This window comes from Plastoroseomonas hellenica (genome assembly GCF_018129085.1).
Taxonomy (GTDB): Bacteria; Pseudomonadota; Alphaproteobacteria; order Acetobacterales; family Acetobacteraceae; genus Plastoroseomonas; species Plastoroseomonas hellenica.
Window position 1 is genome coordinate 26,826 of sequence record NZ_JAAGBB010000008.1, and the last position, 18,451, is coordinate 45,276.

The following is an 18,451-nucleotide window of genomic DNA, read 5'->3' on the forward strand; positions in this document are numbered from 1 at the left end:
GCTAGAGGTGTGGGGTCTCAGACCGCCGTTTCGAGCAGCCTGGGTTCGTGGCGACGTCGCCGTCGGACGTGCGGTGGAGGCGGAGCAGCGCTTCGCCGCATGCGCTTTCGAGGAAGAGGGTCGCGGTGGCCGCCAGCAGGGCGACGAGACCGCCGCTTCCGAACGTCAGCATGACCAGGCTGACGGCAGAGGCCGCAGCCGCGCGGCTCTGCACCAGGAAGGCGCCGGCCAGGCCCAGGACGGTGGTGGCCGCGAACAGCGCCACCGCGCCGTTGAGCAGGCTGAGTCCGCGCAACTGCAAGCGGATGCGCCGCAGGGCGAGGGCGATCGCAGCGTCGGGAGAGACGTACTGCAGGGACACCCTGTCGTCCGCAGCCGCCAGCGAGGCATTGAACTCACGCCACTGGGTGATCGCCAGGTTGTAGCGTGTGGTCGCGCCGTTCTGCAGGACCGCGCTTGCGTTCGTCAGGATCGCCGGGCCGGCGATGAAGGAGAGTGAGGGGAAGGGATCTTCGAGCATGAGGCTTCTCCATCGCCCGGCGGTTGTGCGGCCGGGCGGAGATCGCTGGATCGGAGGCTGCGCTAGCGGACGCTGACGTGCTTCGTGCGCTGGTAGGGCTGAAGGATCTCGACGCCGCCTTCGGTATCGATGCCGCTTTCCTTCCAGCCGCCGAGCGCCGCCTCGGGATAGTGGGTGACGGGCCCGTTCACCCCGACGACGCCGTATTCGAGCGCTTCCGTCAGTCGCCGCTGGCGGCTGATGTCGTGGGTGACCACGTAGGAGGCGAGGCCGAACTCGGGCCGGTTGGCCTTGTCGAGCATGGCCGCCTCGTTGGTGAACGGGAGGATTGGGGCCACGGGACCGAAAGGCTCCTCGCGCAAGATTTCCGCTTCGTCGGGGACATCGACGATCACCGTCGGCGCGTAGAAGAACCCGCGCGTACCGCTCCGCTTACCGCCGGTCAGGATCGAGGCGCCGCGCGATCGCGCGTCCTCTACCAGTCCCTCGATCGCGGCGAGCCGGCGGGCGTTGGCGAGCGGGCCCATCTCGCTAGCGGGATCGATACCGGCGCCGACGCGAAGTGCCTGCGCGCGGGCGACGAACCGCGCGGTGAATCGCTCGTGGATGGGCGCCTCGACGAAAAAGCGCGACGGGCTGAGGCAGATCTGGCCAGCGTTGCTGAACTTCGCGGCCGCCATCATATCGGCGGCCCATTCCGGATCGACGTCGCCGCAGACGATCACCGGCGCGTGGCCGCCCAGTTCCATGGTGACCGGCTTGATGACGGCGCCGGCGGCCGCTGCGAGATGCTTGCCGACCGGGATCGAGCCGGTGAAAGTCAGTTTCGCGACCTCGCGCGCCGCGATGAGGTGGTCGGAGATCAGATCCGCATGGCCGAACACGACGGCGATGGCCGCCGGGGTGACGCCCGCCTCGAGCAGGGCGCGCGCCATGACGAGGACAGACCCGGGAGTTTCCTGCGATGGCTTGCAGATGATCGAGCACCCCGCGCCGAGCGCGCCGGCAAACTTCTTCGCCGCCAGCGCCATCGGGAAATTCCAAGGGGTAAAGGCCGCAACGACACCGATCGGATGGGTTTGGACCTCGACACGAGCGCCTGGTGTGCGGCCGGAAAGGACGCGGTCGGAGATGCGACGCGCCTCTTCGCCGCCCCATTCGAGAAAGTCCGCGGACCGCTCGACTTCGGTCCGAGCCTGCTGCACGGGCTTGCCCTGTTCACGCGTGATGGTGAGCGCAGCCACGTCGATATCGGTGCGCAGGATGTCGGCCGCTCGCTTCAGGATGCGCCCGCGCTCCCACGGCGACGTCGCCGCCCAGTCGCGCAGGCCGCGCGCGGACGCCGCGACCGTCTCGCGAAGATCCTCTGCCGAGGCGTAGGCGACCTTTCCGATGACCTTTTCGGTCGCCGGATCGACGATCTCGCCGGCTTCTCCGGTCGAACCGGCGCGCTCGGCGCCTTCGATGAGCAGACGGAACTCGTGGGTCATGCGTTGGCTCCCGGCGCAGGCAGCGCGCCCTTGGTGCCCGGCGATCCACGCCGGGCGTCAACTACGGAAGAGGTGGCAATCCGCCGTCCTCGTCATGCCCAGGCGGTATCTTGTTTGCCCGGCTCGGGCTTCGTACCAGCGCTAATTCACACCGAGAATGACTTCGTTTATGTAGAGTCCATACCTTGAAGGCATGACACAGGATGGAGCTTCGCCACCTCAGGTACTTCGTCGCTGTCGCCGAGGAAGGCAGCCTCACGGTTGCTGCCGAACGTCGGCTGCATACTGCGCAGCCATCCTTGAGCCGTCAGCTTCGGGACCTTGAGCTCGAGGTCGGTGCGCAGCTCTTCATCCGCAGCTCCCGGGGCGTGGAACTCACGCAGGCGGGGCGCGCATTCTTGGAGCACGCCAGGCTGGCGCTGCAGGCGGCGGCCGAAGCGGTCGCCGCCGCGAGGCGCGCGGCGCGGCCGCCGAAAACCAGCTTCTCGGTTGGCTTTTTGACCGGTCAGGAAGTCGAATGGCTGCGGCACGTCACCCACGTGCTCCGCGCGCAGTTGAAGGACATCGACTTCAGGGTCTCGAGCGATTTCTCACCGGACATCGGCGAAGCGATCCAGCGGGGAGAAATCGACCTGGGGTTCTGCCGGCTAGAGCCGCAGCCGGATGTAACCTACAAGGTCATCGCGCACGAGCCGATCCTGGTCATCTTGCTCAGAGATCACCCTCTGGCGGCCTACTCCGCGATCGACGCGCGCGACATCGATCCAACCGCCTTCATCGGCTACTCCGATACGCCGCATGTTCTGCGGGGCGTCGTCGACCGCTATCTTCGGGACCGCGGTCTAGTCATGTCGCCGGCCCACTTTCTTGACGGCATCGCAACCGGGATCTCGTTGGTGGCGTCCACGGGCGGCGTGACGCTGCTACCTGCATATGTGGAGCCGTTGCTGCCTCGCTCGGTGGTGAGCAGGCCGTTGACGGGCAATACCCCGGTGATCGAGATTGCCGCAGGCTATCGAGCGGATAACCCTTCGCCCGTATTGCGGTTCTTCCTTGAGAACGTTGGGCAAATCATCGCTTCACGAGCGGGCGCGGTTCGGGGCTGATCCGATACTGTTCACCGGCCGAAAGCTGAATTCCCGAACGCCTCGACGCCCGTTCTCAGGACCCGCCGAAGTTCGCTCATTGTGTGGCGCGTTACCGGCGACGCGCCAAGATCACCCGCGACAGCCCCGCCCGGCTGCTCGACCTGTAGCCGCCGGCAATGGCGGGCTTCCGGGAGGCGGCAGCCGGTCCGAGGGGATCCCCTGGCGGTTCGCTCTCAGTCGCGTTGAGAGGAGAAGGCCGAACTTGGCCGGCTGTCGGTAGCATCGCTCTGCGACCAATTCGCCGCGGCGCTGAATGCCGACGCCGGACGGGTGCCGCTGGAGCGGCGCGCCGACTGGGTGCTGCTGGTGATGCGCGCGGCGGCCGATTGGCTCAGCGCGCGCCTGCAGCCCGGCATTATTGTGTTCGGCCGTGGCAAAGCGTTATGACCCTGCGAAGGTGGCCCCGGCATCCGGCTGCAGCGTCGCCCTGAAGGCCGGGTTGTCCAACGCCTGGTCGATGGCCTGGCCGAGCACGCGCGTCGTCAGGGCATGCAACTCCTCGACGGAGCCGAAGACCCCGGCCGCTGTGAAGAGATGACCGTCGACCTCATAGACCCGGACGGTGTCGGCCCACAACTGGCGCCCGCTCTCGGCATCATGCAAGGTCAGCCGCAATGCGACGGTCGCTTCGCGGCGGACATACTGGTTAGCGTCGAACTGGGTGACATCGACCGTGAGTCGGCGCCGCGCGGCAGCGCCTTCCGCGAGTAAGCCGCGCGCGCGCAGCCCCGCACGCAGCGCCCGCGCGACCACTTGATCGATTGGCACATCGGCCTGCAGCGCTTTGAGCGGGTTGCCGTAGCCGCCGCGGATCGTGCCCACCCAGACCGGGTCTTCCCGCCCCGTGTGGCGACTGAGCGTCACCTGTCCCACATCGACGAGCGGCTGCGCCCCGGCGGCACGGGTGACGGTCGCGGGTGCCGTGTAGTTCAGCGGCATCTGGGTGGTGCCGCAGGCCGCCAGCGACAGCAGCACCAGGATCGTAGCCACTGCTTTTAGTATACACATGCGCGTCTTCCCCCAAAAGTTTCGCTGTCCTGGGGAATATCGGACATCATTGCTGAGGTTATATTAACGGCTGAGGCCGATGCGTTGTGGCGCCCAGCCCCTAGCCTTTCCGGAATTTTGCGCAGACCGCGCCCTGAACAGCCGAGCAGGCCTGGATTCCGGGCTTCGATCCGCCAAGCTCAACGGGATTGTCCGCCTGCTGGGCATATGGCCCTCCACCAGCAAGAAAAGGCGCTGCAAACCGAGCTCGTGTGGGATCATGAGACGCCGCGGCACCACATTGTTGACGCTCCCTCGTCGCCAGGGCCCTCTCAGGCTGGATATTCCTGCCTCACTCCAGCGCACCCGAAACCGAACTCCGGGGGATGCCGGATTACTGCCTCATACCCGGCAGGCGTCCGACATTTCGTGCCAGGAAAGAATGGATCTGCGCGATGACGGCGGCACCCTCGCCGACGGCGGCGGCGACCCGTTTGGTCGAGCCGGCACGTACGTCTCCAACGGCGAAAATGCCGGGGCAACTCGTTTCCAGCGGCAGTCGCTCGCCATCACCGACGCGTTCCCCCGTGAGAACGAAGCCCTTTCCATCGATCGCGACACAGCCGTCGAGCCAGCTCGTATTGGGATCGGCACCGATGAACAGGAAGAGATGGCGCGACGCGCACTCCTCGGTCTCGCCGGTTCGGACGTCACGGAACGTGGCGCCGGTCAGACCAGTCTCGCGATCGCCATGCAAGCCTGCAATCTCGCTGCCCACATGCAGTTCGATATTGGGCAATGCTGCGATCCGGTCGATCAGATACTGGGACATGGTCTGCTCGAGCGGTCGCCGGACAACGAGATGCAGGTGCCTGACCTGTGGTGCGAGATAGGCAACGGCCTGGCCGGCCGAGTTGCCGCCACCGACCAGAGTGACTTCCTCTCCGGCACAAAGGCGCGCCTCGATCGGCGAAGCCCAGTAGGAGACGCCGGCCCCCTCCAGCGCATCGACATTGGGAACATCAGGCCGGCGGTAGCGCGCTCCCGACGCGATCACGATGGAACGCGCCCGTGCAGTACATCCATTGCTGAGCTCGAGGGAGAATGGAGCTTCCGCATCGGCTCCATGACAGCACAGCTTTCCAACGGTCAGCGGGATCGCGAGCTCGGCGCCGAACTTCGTCGCCTGATTGAAGGCACGGCCCGCGAGAGCCTGTCCGGAAATACCGGTCGGAAAACCGAGATAGTTCTCGATCCGGGCGGATGCGCCTGCCTGGCCACCGAAGGCCCGCGAATCGAGAACTAGAACAGACAGGCCCTCAGATGCCCCATACACGGCAGTGGCCAGCCCCGCCGGCCCCGCTCCGACGATCGCCACGTCATAGACGCTCTTCGGATCGAGATCCGGCATGATGCCGAGACAGGACGCAGCATCCGCATCGCTCGGATTTCGAAGCAACGTGCCGTTCGGACAGATCATCAACGGCAGATCTTCAGATGCGATGCCGAGCCGCTCAACCAGCTCGCGCCCCTCAGCCTCGCATGCGGCGATGATGGCGTGGGGATAGCCGTTGCGGGTCAGAAACCCGGACAACCTGACGATGTCCGGGGCATCCCGGCGTCCAACCAGGACCGACCCTGCGCCGCCGATCCGCCCTTCCTCGATCAGCGATACGCGTCGGAGGATAAAGGCGCGCATGATCGCTTCACCGAGATCCGCCGACCCAATGACAAGCGCACGAAGATGTGGCGCATCAAAGGGTATCGCCAGCACGCCCTTGTCGCCCGCGACCACCGACGCCAGGGTGGCGTGCCCGGACAACTGATTGGTCTCGCCGGTGAACTGGCCGGGTGCGTAAGTGGCGATCACGGACGACCTGCCAGCCGCGCCGCGCTGAATCGCGTCAGCCGAGCCCTCAAGAAGCAGCCAAGAGGGGGCGTTGCGAGTGCCGATTTCATAGAGGATGTCACCTGGGCCGAAGCGGCGCGGCTCACCGCTCGCGAAGCGTCGAGCCGTGCCGATTTGAAGAGCCGAAAGTGTCGGATAGGTCTGCCCTTTCCGATCGTCGCTAATCGCCATGGTGTGAACTCCGTATCGGCCTATGCATCCTGCTGATGCGTGACATCGTCCGGCATCAATTCGTCAGCCTACGCTGCGCACCACCCAAGCCAACTCTTTCCGCAGGTCGTCTACCGCGTACATCCCCGCGCACGCCATGGCGGCTTACGCGGGTGCGAGCTGAGGCGCCTTCGGCAGGGTGAGCGCGAATACGAGAAGGCGCAGAAGCGTCAGGCCGCCCCCGACGGGCGGCTGGTGGCATCCGTGAGACGGTCACGTCCGCACTCCCATCGCCTCCCCCGCCGTTACCGGCGGATGACAGATCCAGCACCGCCACCCAGGCCCAGGCCCCGGCCCGCGGCCACCACCACCGTCCGCCGGCCTTCGGGATGGCCATTCGGGTAACACAGCGCGTAAGCGGTTGATTCAGAGGGATGCCGCCGGCTGAGTGCTGGGGCTGCCGGGGAGGGGGGACATCCTCAGCGGGGGCGCTAACCAGCGGACATGGTCGCCTGCCTTCCCGATGGCCTCCGCGACAGACCCCGCCGGTCCTGCGGCCCAGCACCCAATGGCATCAACGTGCCCGCGTGGCCGCGATCGCCCTTCTCCAGGAGCACGCTCTCTTCCCGCCCCAGAGAGGTTGTGAAGAGGCGCTGGGCGGCACGCGCGCCCGCCTCGTCGAACTCGCAACCAAGTTACGTGCTGTTCCTGCTGCACCTACTGGGACTGGAATCGAGGCAGGCGGTCCTGGAGATCGGCTCGGGCTCCGGCTGGCTCGCGGCAGTGATGGCGCGGCTGGTCGGCCCCCCCCGGAAGGGTCATCGGCGTCGAGCTGATCCCGGACTTGGCGGCCCGGAGCCTGGCCGACTTGGAGGCGCTGGGCCTGGACAACGTCAAGGTGGTCACGGGGGATGGCACTCGAGGGTTCGCGGCTGATGCGCCATACGACCGCGCAGTCGTCACCGCCGCAACCTGGAACGTGCCCACAGCGCTTCTGGACCAGGTCGTCGAGGGTGGGCGCGTCCTGGTGCCGGTTGAATTGCGAAGCGGTGACGGGTGCGACGTCACCGTGCTCGAGCGCCGCGGCCCATCATTGGTCGACGGGCGCGCGGTGCCTGGCTGGTTCGTGCCCCTCCTGGGCGACGGGCAGAACCACAGGGCCACGGCGCCGAGCATGCTGCCGCACGGCGAGCCGACCGCCCACTTCGCACTGCCTCTGGGCGAGGCTGGCCACGGGCCTATTGCTGCGGCCGCGGCGGTGTTTCGCGCTTACCTCGGCCGGACCGAGCCCGGCTTCGTCATTCGTGCCGATGGAGATCTCTCCTGGCGACCAGGTATGCCGATGCCGCCCTTCGGCCTCGCGGAAGCCGACGGATCGGTGGCGTTCTGGGCGGCGGGGGAGCTGGTCACCTATGGTGGGCGCGTGGCCGCCGAGCGCTTCGCCAGAGCCTATGCCCCCTGGGCGGCGGCGCTTGGCCTGCCTGGCACCGGCACTTTCCGGTTGGAAGTCCATCATGCCGATGCCGCACCTCCTGCCGCGGACGGACCATCTGTCGAGGTACGAGGCGAGAACGCATTGCTCTGGCGCCTGAGGGCGGGTTTGGGAGATTGGCGGCTACTGACGGGTCCCGAGCAGGGCCGACCGTCCTCAAAAAAGCGAGTGAAAACGCGACCGCGCAGCCAGCGGTCAGCGTGGCGCTATCCAGATGTACTGATCGCAGGATCCCGCACCGACCCAGCCAGTTGCGCCTCCAGCGCCGTCACATCCACGCTGTCGATCTGCGCAGCGCGCAGGAAGCTCTCGGCGTAGGTCCGCCACAGGCCGGAGTGGAGGAAATAGCGGAACACCTGCACGTCCAGATGCCGCTCCGAGCTCATCACGGCCATCATGCCGAGGGATTCGCTCAGCGTCCGTGCTGGTTTGTACGGGCGGTCAGGCGCGGTCAGCGCTTCGAACACATCGGCAAGCGCCATCACACGATCCAGAACGGAAAGCTGGCCAGCGCCAAGGCGACGCGGATAGCCCAGTCCGTCCATGCGCTCGTGATGGGTCGCCGCGATCTCCGGTACCTGTCGCAGATGCGCGGGCCAGGGCAGCCGACGCAACATCAGGTAGGTCTGCACGATGTGATTGTTGACCGTGAAGCGCTCCTCTTCGGTCAAGGTGCCGTGCCGGACCGAAAGGTTGTGGAGCTCCCCCTTGTTGGCCTGGTGCTCCGGCAGCGCCATATCGAAGCCGCAGACATTGCCAGGATCATCCCGCTCGACCGGTGGACGGCGATCGCCCCAGAGCGCGACATGCTCTGGCCGGTCGGCGAGCAGTGGTTCAAGAGTGGGGAGCACAGCGTGGGGCAGTTCCGCCAGCCGCCGTGCTTCTTCCCGCGACAGACCGAGGCGGTCGTCGAAATGCCGCATCCAGGACTGGGCGGCGATTTGCCGCAGCCGCCCGACAGCGTCCTCGGGCATGCCGTCGACGTCGGTGTTGCAATGGGCGACGAAGGTGAATTCCTCCCGCAGCCGCTGTCTCTCGGCCAGCAGCCTGGCTTCGGACAGCACGGCGTCCTCGCCCGCCAGCAGGCGCCGCAGGTGCTCGATCTCCACGTCGCGCCACAGGATCTCGAAGCGGGTGCGAATCTCGTGGATCCGGTTGGTCACCGTCTCCAGCTTCGTGGCCTTGTCGATGACATGCTCCGGCGTGGTGATCTTGCCGCAATCATGGAGCCAAGCCGCCATCTGGAAGGCGTGACGCTCCTCCCGCGTCAGGCGGAAACCACTGTAGGGCCCATTCGTCTCCTCCGTCATGCGGTCGACGATCATGGTCGCGATCTGCGGGACGCGCTCGCAATGCCCTGCGGTGTATGGGCTCTTGGCATCGATCGCATGAGCCAGCACGCGAGCGATGGAATCGAGTAACGCGGCCTGCGCGTCGATTAGCCTGCGGGTCTCGATGGCAATCGCGAGCGCGCCGGACAGTTTTTCGGCGAAGGCGCGGAACTCGTCACCGGCATGGAATTCATCATTCGGATGGTTCAGCACGAGAAGCCCAAGCGGGGATTGCATGCGGTCCCGCAGAATGATTGCAAGCTGGCTGGCGTCGGGGGCGAGGCGGCCGAACACAGGCGGCTGGCCCTCAGGCGACGGCATCGGCAGCCGCTCAGCCAAGCCGTACTTGACCCGCTCCAAAGAGGGTTGGGCTCGCCCCGATACCGTATCTGGATCGGCTATGGACGCGAGCCGCAGTTGGGCCGTCTCTTCTTCCTCCACGAGATAGACCGCACCGAAATCGCACCCCATCGTCTCGACCATGCGGTCGAGGACCATTTGCAGGATGCGTTCAAGCTCGGCTTCCGCGCGGATCGCTTCTGTCGTGTTTAGGAAGTTCTGGATGGTGACGCAGACCGAGCGTACGACCGCTTCCAGCACGCGGATCTCCCGTACCACGCCGCCAGTGGACGGAAGCTGCCGGAAGTCGAAGCGCATGAGTTGTTGTGCCTGTTGGGTCAGCCGGGTCAGGGTCAGGCCGAGCCGCCGCCCGGCGAGCCATCCGAGCAGCAGCAGCGCGCCGGTTAGTGCGAGCGTCAGCCAGAGCTGGCGCGCGAGGCCGCGCCGAACTTGCCCGAGCAGGTCGTCCTCTGGTGTCGCCACGAGTAGCGTCAGTTCGTGGCCGGGCAAGGCGTCTAGAGGGATGCGAGTGCCAAACCAAGTCTCGCCTCCGACGGAATAGGCGACGGTGCGGCCGGCCTCGGCCGACATCGCCGCCAGGCTGGTGAGGGGCGCCACATGCAATGTGGACAGGGGTTGGATCGCGGTGTGCCCACCATCCGGGCGCGCGGCGCCACCGATCTCCGGATGCGCTAGGACCATGCCGTCTCCGTCCAGCACCGCGAACTCGGCATGCGGGGTTGGGCGGAGGCCGCGCAACTCCGCGTTCAGATCGAACAGCGCGATGTCGAGGCCGATGATCGGACCTCCCGACCGGTCCCCCAGGCTCATCGTGATGCCGGTCTGGCCGGTGGTGTAGAAGACGTAGGGGCGGGTCATGCTCTGCGGCCCGCCGGCCTGCGCGTTGCGGAACCAGGGCCGCTCCCGGGGGTCGAAGGCGGTTTCGACCCTGTCCTGGCGAAGCAGGCGCAGCCCGTCATCGTAGAAGCGCCATTCGCCGAGGGAACGGCCGTCCTCGCGCTGGATGGATTGGACCAGAAAAGCCGCACCTGGCGGTGGATTGGCGCCACCCCAGTCCACCCCTTCGCCCAAGCTGCGCACCAGGAAGAATTCCCCGTCAGGATAGCCCGCGTAGATCGCTGACACGAAGCGCAGATGGCGCAGGGCGCCCACCAGAACCGGCAGCCGCTCGAGCCGCTGCGGCAGAGACTGCGCGCCCGCCAGCGGATCCTGGGCGAGATGGCGTAGGGTCGCGCTGGCTGGGGCGACGACCCGGCCGAGCTTCTCGTTGATCAGCACACCCATGGTGTCGATGGCATCGCTGGCCGAGGTCAGCATAAGGCCGCGTGCAATCTGCCAACCCTGCGACATCAGCAGGCCGCCGAGCGACGCCATGGCGCAAACCACGACGATGGGGATCAGCAGTTGCAATGGCAGGATCCAGCCGCGGCGTCGCACCGGAAATCGCATGTCGTCTGCCTGCATGCGGGAATATTGCGTTCGATACGAAGAAGCCACCAAGGCAATAATGAAGAATCGTTGTCACGGGCAGCGGGGCCGGTACGAGTTCAAGGCGGCGCTGTCCTTTGGCATGGCCGACGCGGTGCGCAGCCCCACGACGTTGATTCCGGCCGGGTTCACCACCGAGAATCTGGCCTCGGGCGAGGCGGATTTGGCCGTGCAGCAGGTAAACGAGCTGCTGGTCGTCCTCGGCATCGCCGCAATCCGCAGGGTCCGCAAACCAGTGACCGGGACATCAACCTCGGCCGCCCGCTGGCGCTGGGTGAGGCCGCTGGAGCTCCTCCGGCCGCATCCGGTTTTTCTCCAGACCTCCGCGCCACCTCTAGGATGCCCGCGAGGTGCGTTAGCCCGGAAGGCCTTACCGCCAGGGAACTGAAGCGCCACAGCGCGCGTTAGTCGCGGGATCATCCAGTGAGCGGTCCTATGAGGGATCCCTTGCTGAGCTTGTGGCTGACCGGAGCCAATGCCTGGATGGGCACCGCTCAGTCGATCACGCCTGAGTGCCTGATCTGCCTCGAGGACGGGAAGAAGCTGAAGATGCTGAAGCGGCATCTGAAAACTTCCTACGACCTGACGCCGGAGCAGTACCGGGAGCGCTGGGGTCTTTCCGCCGACTACCCGATGGTGGCACCGAACTACGCCGCCCACCGCTCCGCGCTGGCGAAGAAGATCGGGCTCGGGACGAAGCCGCGCGGGCGCCCTGTTCTTGGTCGCAAGGCGGGCGGCAAGGGGACCTGATCCGCTAGCTGAGGCCGAAGCCGCTACAGCTTTGGTGCACGCCCCAGGTTATCTGGTCGGTCCGCAGCCGGAGCTGGTCGCAGCCACCATCCCGCGTTCGACCGGGTCGAAACCTGCTGAACCGGACTCGAATCTGGTAGATAGTACCTGAAACGAGGCGGCCGCTCTGGGTAGATTCGGGCATAGCGGTAAAGATAACGTAGATCATACCCAAGGTCGGTGGTTCGCTCGTTCCGTCTCCAATTTGGCTATTCTAAACGATGGATGCGGTTCAGCTTGAGGCGCAAGTGCGCCTGCCGATTGCAACGGAGACGCGATTTTGGATCACGCCGCCGCTTCTGCCTCCCCCGCCGTGCACCGATCCCGGAAGCTGCCTTTGCCGGCTCGTGTGAACCGCAGCCGAATCGTGACGCGCTACGCGGTGACGGTCGGGCTGTACCATCTTGTGGCGCTGCTCGCGCTGCTGCCTTGGCTGTTCAGCTGGACGGGCGTGGTGCTGGCGGTGCTTGGCATGTACGTGTTCGGCAGCCTTGGCATCAACCTCTACTATCATCGGCTGCTAACCCACCGTGGCCTTGTGGTCCCCCGCTGGGTCGAGTGCATCCTCGGCGTTCTTGGCGTGTGCTGCATGCAGGACACGCCGGCCCGTTGGGTTGCCGTGCATCGCTGTCACCATGAGCATGCCGATCAGCCGTCCGACCCGCACAGCCCACTGGTGAACTTCTTCTGGGGCCATGTCGGCTGGATGCTGGTGGAGAACGGCGACCTCGGCCGCCTGGGTATCTATGAGCGCTATGCCAAGGACATCGTGCGTGACCCGTTCCAGAAGTGGCTCGAGCGCCGCTATGGCTGGATCGTGCTTGCCCACTGGATCGCCTTCTTTGCCGTAGGTGCGGCGACGTCGCTGGTCGGCGGCGGCTCCACGATGCAGGCGCTGCAGCTCGGTGCCAGCCTGCTGATCTGGGGCGTATTCGTGCGGACCGTGCTGGTCTGGCACATCACCTGGTCTGTGAACTCGCTGAGCCATCTCTGGGGCTACCGCAACTACGAGACAGACGAGGACAGCCGCAATAACGTGTTCGTCGCCCTGATCTCCAACGGCGAGGGCTGGCACAACAACCACCACGCCGACCAACGCTCCGCCCGGCATGGGCATCGCTGGTTCGAATTGGATGTCGTCTACCTGACCATTCGTGTGATGGCAGCGTTGGGCTTGGCCCGAAACGTGGTGATGCCGAAGCGATCACCGCTCGCTCAACCTTAGACTGCGGCTCCCGTCGCGTTCGGTCGGCGCAGATCCCCAACGGTTGGGGGTTTGCGCGATGCTACGATTCCCGCCACCGCCCTCGATGCGCTCGCGAAGCCCTCGATCTCGGAAGCACTGCGGTGAGCACGCGATAGCGCGCCGAATCCAGGACTAGAGCAGCGTTGCGTCTCCGACCTGATAGGAGCGCGTTGCGATGAATGAGGAAACGCGCGCGGACTCGCAGCTCTCGCCGACCGGCAATCTCTCCGACCGCGCGGAGTGGATCCGCAACCCGGACGACTGAAGCGCGTGTTTGGCAAGACGCTCAGCGTGCCGCTGTTCCAGGATCGGGCGATGCAGGTCACGATCGTCGCCGCCGGCTTTACCCCGACGAGGGTGCCTTACATCTCGGATGTATCGCAACAGGGTCCGATGACGTTTCTCGGTGTTATCGCGCCCGACGGCCTCATCCAATCGAAGGAGAATGAGGTGGGACGGCCAGCGCGATGGTTCACCTCACTCAGGATCTCCTCATAGCTGCGGATGAACAATCCTGTCGCCTGGCTCATTCCGGCCGCTCCCGAGTAAAGGTTCGCGACGTCCCTAACACTGCTCGCCAAAATTTTGGAAGGAGCGAATGCCTTGCTTGCCAGGTCTTCGGTGAGCACCGAGGCACGGGCTCCTACTCTGCAACTGTAGGCGCTGCTGCCATCCTCGCCGCTGCGGTAAAAGGCCGCCAGCGCACCACGGCGGTGCCCGAGGATCCGCGCGCCTCCGCTATCGAGGCGACATGGTCGTGGTGCGTGAACAGGATGACCTGCGTCGACCGACCGAGCTCGATGAGCAGTTCCACCGCGGCGACCGCGCGGTCGTCGTCGAAGTGCACCAGCAGGTCGTCGGCCACGAAGGGCAGGGGCTCGGAGCTCGCGACGTGCGCCTCGATCGCGGCGACCCGGAGCGCCAGGAACAGCTGGTCGCGGGCGCCTTCGCTGAGGCCGTCGACCGGGCACTCGGTCCCATCCCGCTGGATCGCGACCAGCAGCGGCTTGCCCGCAGCGTCCTCGTCGGTGCCAAGGCGCGGGTATCTGCCGCGCGTCAGAGCGGCGAAGTGCCTGCTGGCGGCTGCCAGCAGCGGGCCCTGCTGCACTCGGCGGAAGCGTTCGATCCCGGCATGCAGGAGGACGCGCGCCACATGCAGCTGGGCGTACCGGCCCGCCGCGGCGGCCGCCTCGGCCAGGAACTGCTGCTGCTCCTGCAGGGCGCCGGCGGCGTCCTGGCCGCGCTGCATCCCCTCGAGCTCGGCCTGGGTCCGGGCGCGTTCCGTGCTCAGCTCCTCGCGCCGGACGCCAAGGGCGGCGACCTCATCATCGATGTCACGAAGGCGAGCAGCAGCAGCATCAAGACGAGGAGCAGCACCATCAGCGTCAGCACCGGCGGCTTCAGCACGGAGAGCAGCCTCGTCCAACCCGTCGCCCTGCGCCCCCAGTTCCGCCTCAAGCTTGCTAATTTCCTTCTCCGTCGTGTCGCGGCGGCGGTCCCTCTCGATTTCGGCCGCCAGCGCGGCGTCGTCCTCGACCCGCGCGATCCTACGCAGCTCGGCCAGGTCGGCCTCCGCGGCCTCACCCCTCCGCCGCGCCTCCGCCAGGGCTTGGCTGGTCTCCTCGATGCGTTTGGTCAGGGAGGCCGCCTCCGCCTCAGCCTTCCGGGCCTCCTCAAGCTGCCTGAGCAGCCGAGCGGCCGCGGCCGAGGCGGGCTCCGACAGCGGCGGGGCACCGATGGCGGCGAGCGCCGCTTCGACCGAGGCGCGGAAGGACGCAGCTGTCTCCTGCTGCTGCTCCATCCGCTTCGCGTCCTGCCGCCAGGCCGGTGCCGTCTCGGCGATCCGGGACCAGGCCGCGAGCGCCGCCTCGGCGTCGGCTACGGCTGTGTCCTCGGCCAGCCCAAGCTGCGCCACCGCCGGACCCCACTTCGCCCGCCAGTCCTCGAGCGCGGCCTCGGCATCGCGCGTGGCTGCTTCCAGCTCGGGCAGCGCGGCGGTCTCCCGCTCCCATCCTTCGGCGAGCGCCCGGTAGGCGGCCTGCCTTTCCTCGGCCGCGGCGCAGGTCGCCTCGGCGTGGGCAAGCAGGGAAGCGATCGTGCCGCCGGAGGAGCCACCCGGGAGCTGCGCCAGCAGGGCGGCGCGCGCCGCTCCGCCCCGCCCCGCCACGAGGTCGCGGCGCCGAGCCGCCACCATGGCTTCGCTGTGCAGCCGGAGGACTTCGTCCCGCGCCCGCCGCCACTCCGCCATCGCGGCGACCGTGGACGGGCTGACGCCGGATGGCTCCCAGAGTTCCCGCCAGCGCGAGGACGCTGCCTGAAGGCCTGCGGCGGCCTCTGCCTGCCCTTCCAGTTCGGCCGAGCGCTGTTGAAGCAGCCTCTCCCTGTTGGCGGTCTCCGAAAGGAAATCCGCGACGCGGTGGGCCTCATCCGCCCGCCGGTCAGCGAGGCGATCGGCATCGTCACGCTGCTGCTCGAACCGGTCAGCCACGTCCTCGGGGTCCGTCGCCTCGGGCGGCGGCTCGCCACCGAGCAGTTGGCGCACGCGCCGCCAGGTCGCGTCCCGCTCCTTTCGGGCGGCGGCAACCGCGGCGGGCGTGGGGACAGTGCCGCCCTCCGCGAGACTGCGCAGGCGCTCCTCGGCGCTCGCGAGCTCAGCCTCCGTCTTCGCGACCGCGGCACCGGCTGCGACCGCCGCCGCCTGGGACGCTTCGAGCTCGGTGCCGATGGAAGCGACCTCGGCCTGCAAAGGGACGGGGCAGGCGGCAAGGCCATCCGCGTCGCCGGTCCAAAGCGGCAAGGCTGCGAGTGCCGCGTCCGCCTTCCGCCGGGTTGCGTCCGCAGTGGATTCAGCTTCCGCGAGGTCCGCATCCAGGCGGCCCTCGCCGCGAACCATGGTGATGGTCTGACGCAGCACGGCCGGGTCGGGCGGTGCCGGGTGCGCGGCAAGCGCGGCGTCAGCCTTCTCGCGGCGCGTCCTGGCCGAGGCCTCCGCCTTCGTAGCCGCGGCGGCAGCGGCGGCGAGCCCGGCGTGCTCTCTCGCGAGGGTGCGGACCCGGTTCCGGGCCGACGGCTCAGGGACCGTGTCGCGCGCGGCCTCGGGGCTCACGGCCAGCCCCAGCTCCCGTAGAGCTTCGGCCACGGTCGCGCGGTGACCCTCGATCGCGAGGCGAAGCATTGGCAGGTCGCCGTCAGCCTGGACGGCCGCGTGCCGTGCCTCCGCCAGCAGATCGATCGTGTCCTGAGCGGCGAGCGGGGAAGCGTCCGGCGCGAATTCGGCGCGGCGTGCCGTCAGGGTGGCGACGGCGTCGCTTTCGCGGGTGGCGTCCCTGGCGGCCTGGCTTCGCGCCTCAATCGCGGCGGCGAGGCGCTCTTCGGCGTCGAGCGGGATGGTTGGGACGCCAGCCAGATCTTCGAAGCGCCTTCGCGCGGCGTCCAGGGAGACGAGGATTGGCGACACCCGCCGCAGCCGCTGCAGGCGGCTGGCCTCGATCTGCAGCTCGCGACTCTTTCCCTGGAGCTCGCGCAATTCGTTGGTCGCGGCCTCGAGCGCCGCCGCGGCTTCGCGGTGGGCTTTCGGCTGCACGGACAGCTGCTCCACCCTGCGCTGAGCCTGCCGCCAGCCCTCGACGGCCTCGCTGACCTTGCGCCTGCCCCTTGCGCTGCCGAAGAGGGACTTGGCCTCCTCGTCTATGCTTGCCTGCGCCTCGCGCAGGCCCAGGAGGCCGGTGCCCGCGGCGAACAGGCTTTCGCCCACGCCTCCGCCGCCGGTGGCCAGCGTTCTGCCCCCGGCGCGCAGCCGGTTACCGTCCAAGCCGAAGCCCTGCTCGAAGAGCTCCCGGCTCGCGCCGCCCAGGAAGGGCGCCAGGGCGGTGTCGGGGATGACCTCGTCGGCATTGTCGCGGAGCGTGCCGCTGCGGCCTTTGCGCCGAATGAAGCGGCCTTCGCGGCCGTCTCCCGCCATTACCGTGAATCCGACGCGCAGTTGGGGGGCGCCATGGAGGAAGTCGAAGTCCGTTCGGTGCCCGAAGCCGAACAGGGCGTCGCTGATGGCGGCGAGCGCCGTGGACTTGCCTGCCTCGTTGACGCCTTGGACGACGCACAGTGGCGCGTCGGCGGGAAAGTCGAGCACGGCATCCGCGAGGTGGCCGTATCGCACCAGGGCGAGCTGGCGGAGCCTCATGGCGTTTCCGTGCCGGAGAGCGCCTCGGCGGTGAGCGCCCAGGCGTCCTCGGCCAGCTGACGCAGCCCCTCGGCGTCCCCAGGCAGCTCGAGGAGAGCCTCCGCCGGGAGCCGCCGCCGCAGGTCGGCGAGATCCCGCAGCAGGCTTTCGATGAGCTCCGGGTCGTCCAGGCCTCCCATGAAGGCGTCCTGCAGTGGTGCAAGGAGGGCGGCGTCGGTCGACCGGGGTAGCCGTGTCCGGATCCGTACCTTCTCGGTCCACAGGTCGCCACCGGCGGCCATGGCGGCAGCGCGGCATTCGGCGGCCAGGCGATCCGGGTCGCCCAGCAGGGCTCCGTGAAGCCTGGTCTCACCGATCAGCGTCAGCCTTGCCAACAGTGGCCGCCCGGCGGCGGCTTCCACGGCGGTCTGCGCCGCTGCCTGGATCCGCGCAGACAGCGCGGCCATGTCCGAGTTCGTGGCGTCCACCTCCATCGCAGCCCAGCGAAGCACGTCGACGTCGCGGTGCTCGACGCTGGTGATGACGCGATCCTCGACGGTGACCAGGGTGCAGCCCTTGGCGCCTGTCTCCCTGGCGTGGCGGCCCTGAAGGTTCCCAGGAAACACGATCCAGGGACGCTCGTGCAGGACCTGGCGCGCGTGGATGTGGCCAAGCGCCCAGTAGTCGTATCCCTTGAGCGCAAGGGCGGCGACGCTGCAGGGGGCATAGACCTCGTGCTCACCGGGGTCTTCTGCCGACGTGTGCAGGACGCCGATGTTCAGCATGCCGGGCACGGACGGGCGATATGCGGCCGACAAATCCTCGGGGACCGCACGGTTCGGGAAGGACCTCCCGTGAAGCGCGACGCCGAGTTCGGGAAGGGGGAGGGTCTGGCAAGAGTGCGAGGAGAACTCCTGCACGTTCGGCGGCAGGCTCAGGTTCCTTGTGATGACCGAGTGGGCGTCGTGATTGCCGCGCAGCAGGAAACAGGGGCGGTTGAAGCGCCGCATCTGCTCGGCGAAGAACAGGCCGGTCGAGAAATCCTTCCAGTCGCCGTCATATAGGTCACCGGCGATGACCATGAAGGCGACGTCCTCCTCCAGCGCCAGGGATACCATCGCCTCGAAGGCGCGCCGCGTGCAGCGCTGGATGATCTCGGCCGGGAGATCCGCGCGCGACTGCAGCCCAGAGAGCGGGCTATCCAGATGGATGTCTGCTGCGTGGAGGAACTTCACGCGGAGACGTTATCGCAGGATGGGCGTTCGGTCACCGGGCTGGCGTCGAGCGCCTGTGTCTGGCCCTCGCGCGGGCCACTGCGCCAGCGAGTCGGCACCACCTCGGCCAAGCTTTCCTCGCGACGCTTCGCCATCATGATGCCGGTC

At 67.5% G+C, this 18,451-nt stretch carries 13 protein-coding genes and 1 pseudogene; 7 read left to right on the top strand and 7 right to left on the bottom strand.

The window, feature by feature from the left end; genetic code table 11:
- Position 1 precedes the first annotated feature (1 nt).
- On the bottom strand, positions 2-520 hold the full coding sequence (locus GXW71_RS08405) for a hypothetical protein (RefSeq protein WP_211852007.1): 519 nt from the start codon (positions 518-520) through the stop codon (positions 2-4).
- A 62-nt stretch (positions 521-582) separates the two neighbouring features.
- Positions 583-2,010 carry an NAD-dependent succinate-semialdehyde dehydrogenase gene (locus tag GXW71_RS08410; protein WP_211852009.1) on the bottom strand — a complete coding sequence of 476 codons (1,428 nt, stop codon included), beginning with the start codon at positions 2,008-2,010 and terminating at the stop codon, positions 583-585.
- 203 nt (positions 2,011-2,213) lie between these two features.
- On the opposite strand from GXW71_RS08410, the gene GXW71_RS08415 reads away from it, so the two are divergent.
- On the top strand, positions 2,214-3,116 hold the full coding sequence (locus tag GXW71_RS08415) for a LysR family transcriptional regulator (RefSeq protein WP_211852010.1): 903 nt from the start codon (positions 2,214-2,216) through the stop codon (positions 3,114-3,116).
- A gap of 423 nt (positions 3,117-3,539) precedes the next feature.
- Here the strand turns inward: GXW71_RS08415 and GXW71_RS08420 are convergent, their stop codons facing one another.
- Positions 3,540-4,166, bottom strand: coding sequence for a YajG family lipoprotein (locus GXW71_RS08420; protein ID WP_211852012.1), 627 nt, complete (start codon positions 4,164-4,166; stop codon positions 3,540-3,542).
- A 373-nt stretch (positions 4,167-4,539) separates the two neighbouring features.
- Positions 4,540-6,225, bottom strand: a complete 1,686-nt coding sequence (locus GXW71_RS08425) for an FAD-dependent oxidoreductase (RefSeq protein WP_211852013.1) — start codon at positions 6,223-6,225, stop codon at positions 4,540-4,542.
- A 483-nt stretch (positions 6,226-6,708) separates the two neighbouring features.
- Between GXW71_RS08425 and GXW71_RS35390 the strand changes: the two genes are divergently transcribed.
- Together GXW71_RS35390 and GXW71_RS08435 are read left to right on the top strand one after the other, a co-directional pair.
- The gene (locus GXW71_RS35390) at positions 6,709-7,140 is read left to right on the top strand and encodes a hypothetical protein (protein ID WP_367617268.1); all 432 of its coding nucleotides are present in this window, start codon (positions 6,709-6,711) and stop codon (positions 7,138-7,140) included.
- The gene (locus tag GXW71_RS08435) at positions 7,025-8,014 is read left to right on the top strand and encodes a protein-L-isoaspartate O-methyltransferase family protein (RefSeq protein WP_367617272.1); all 990 of its coding nucleotides are present in this window, start codon (positions 7,025-7,027) and stop codon (positions 8,012-8,014) included. The genes GXW71_RS35390 and GXW71_RS08435 overlap by 116 nt, the downstream gene beginning before the upstream one ends.
- Here GXW71_RS08435 and GXW71_RS08440 read toward each other — a convergent pair.
- Positions 7,903-10,851: an HD domain-containing phosphohydrolase gene (locus GXW71_RS08440; RefSeq protein ID WP_211852018.1), complete on the bottom strand. Its 2,949-nt coding sequence runs from the start codon at positions 10,849-10,851 to the stop codon at positions 7,903-7,905. The two genes, GXW71_RS08435 and GXW71_RS08440, sit on opposite strands and share 112 nt — an antisense overlap.
- On the opposite strand from GXW71_RS08440, the gene GXW71_RS08445 reads away from it, so the two are divergent.
- From GXW71_RS08445 to GXW71_RS08460, 4 genes and pseudogenes are all read left to right on the top strand, one after another.
- A complete protein-coding gene (locus tag GXW71_RS08445) occupies positions 10,835-11,263 on the top strand; it encodes a hypothetical protein (protein ID WP_211852019.1) in 429 nt (142 codons plus the stop codon). The two genes, GXW71_RS08440 and GXW71_RS08445, sit on opposite strands and share 17 nt — an antisense overlap.
- Before the next feature lie 107 nt (positions 11,264-11,370).
- Positions 11,371-11,625 (top strand): annotated as a pseudogene (locus GXW71_RS08450) (MucR family transcriptional regulator); the annotation flags it as partial.
- A gap of 406 nt (positions 11,626-12,031) precedes the next feature.
- The gene (locus GXW71_RS08455; RefSeq protein WP_211852021.1) at positions 12,032-12,889 is read left to right on the top strand and encodes an acyl-CoA desaturase; all 858 of its coding nucleotides are present in this window, start codon (positions 12,032-12,034) and stop codon (positions 12,887-12,889) included.
- 291 nt (positions 12,890-13,180) lie between these two features.
- Positions 13,181-13,408 carry a hypothetical protein gene (locus GXW71_RS08460; RefSeq protein WP_211852023.1) on the top strand — a complete coding sequence of 76 codons (228 nt, stop codon included), beginning with the start codon at positions 13,181-13,183 and terminating at the stop codon, positions 13,406-13,408.
- A 145-nt stretch (positions 13,409-13,553) separates the two neighbouring features.
- Here GXW71_RS08460 and GXW71_RS08465 read toward each other — a convergent pair whose 3' ends face one another.
- On the bottom strand, positions 13,554-17,090 hold the full coding sequence (locus GXW71_RS08465; protein ID WP_211852029.1) for an ATP-binding protein: 3,537 nt from the start codon (positions 17,088-17,090) through the stop codon (positions 13,554-13,556).
- A complete protein-coding gene (locus GXW71_RS08470; protein WP_211852031.1) occupies positions 17,087-18,304 on the bottom strand; it encodes a metallophosphoesterase family protein in 1,218 nt (405 codons plus the stop codon). The genes GXW71_RS08465 and GXW71_RS08470 overlap by 4 nt, the downstream gene beginning before the upstream one ends.
- Positions 18,305-18,451: the final 147 nt, after the last annotated feature.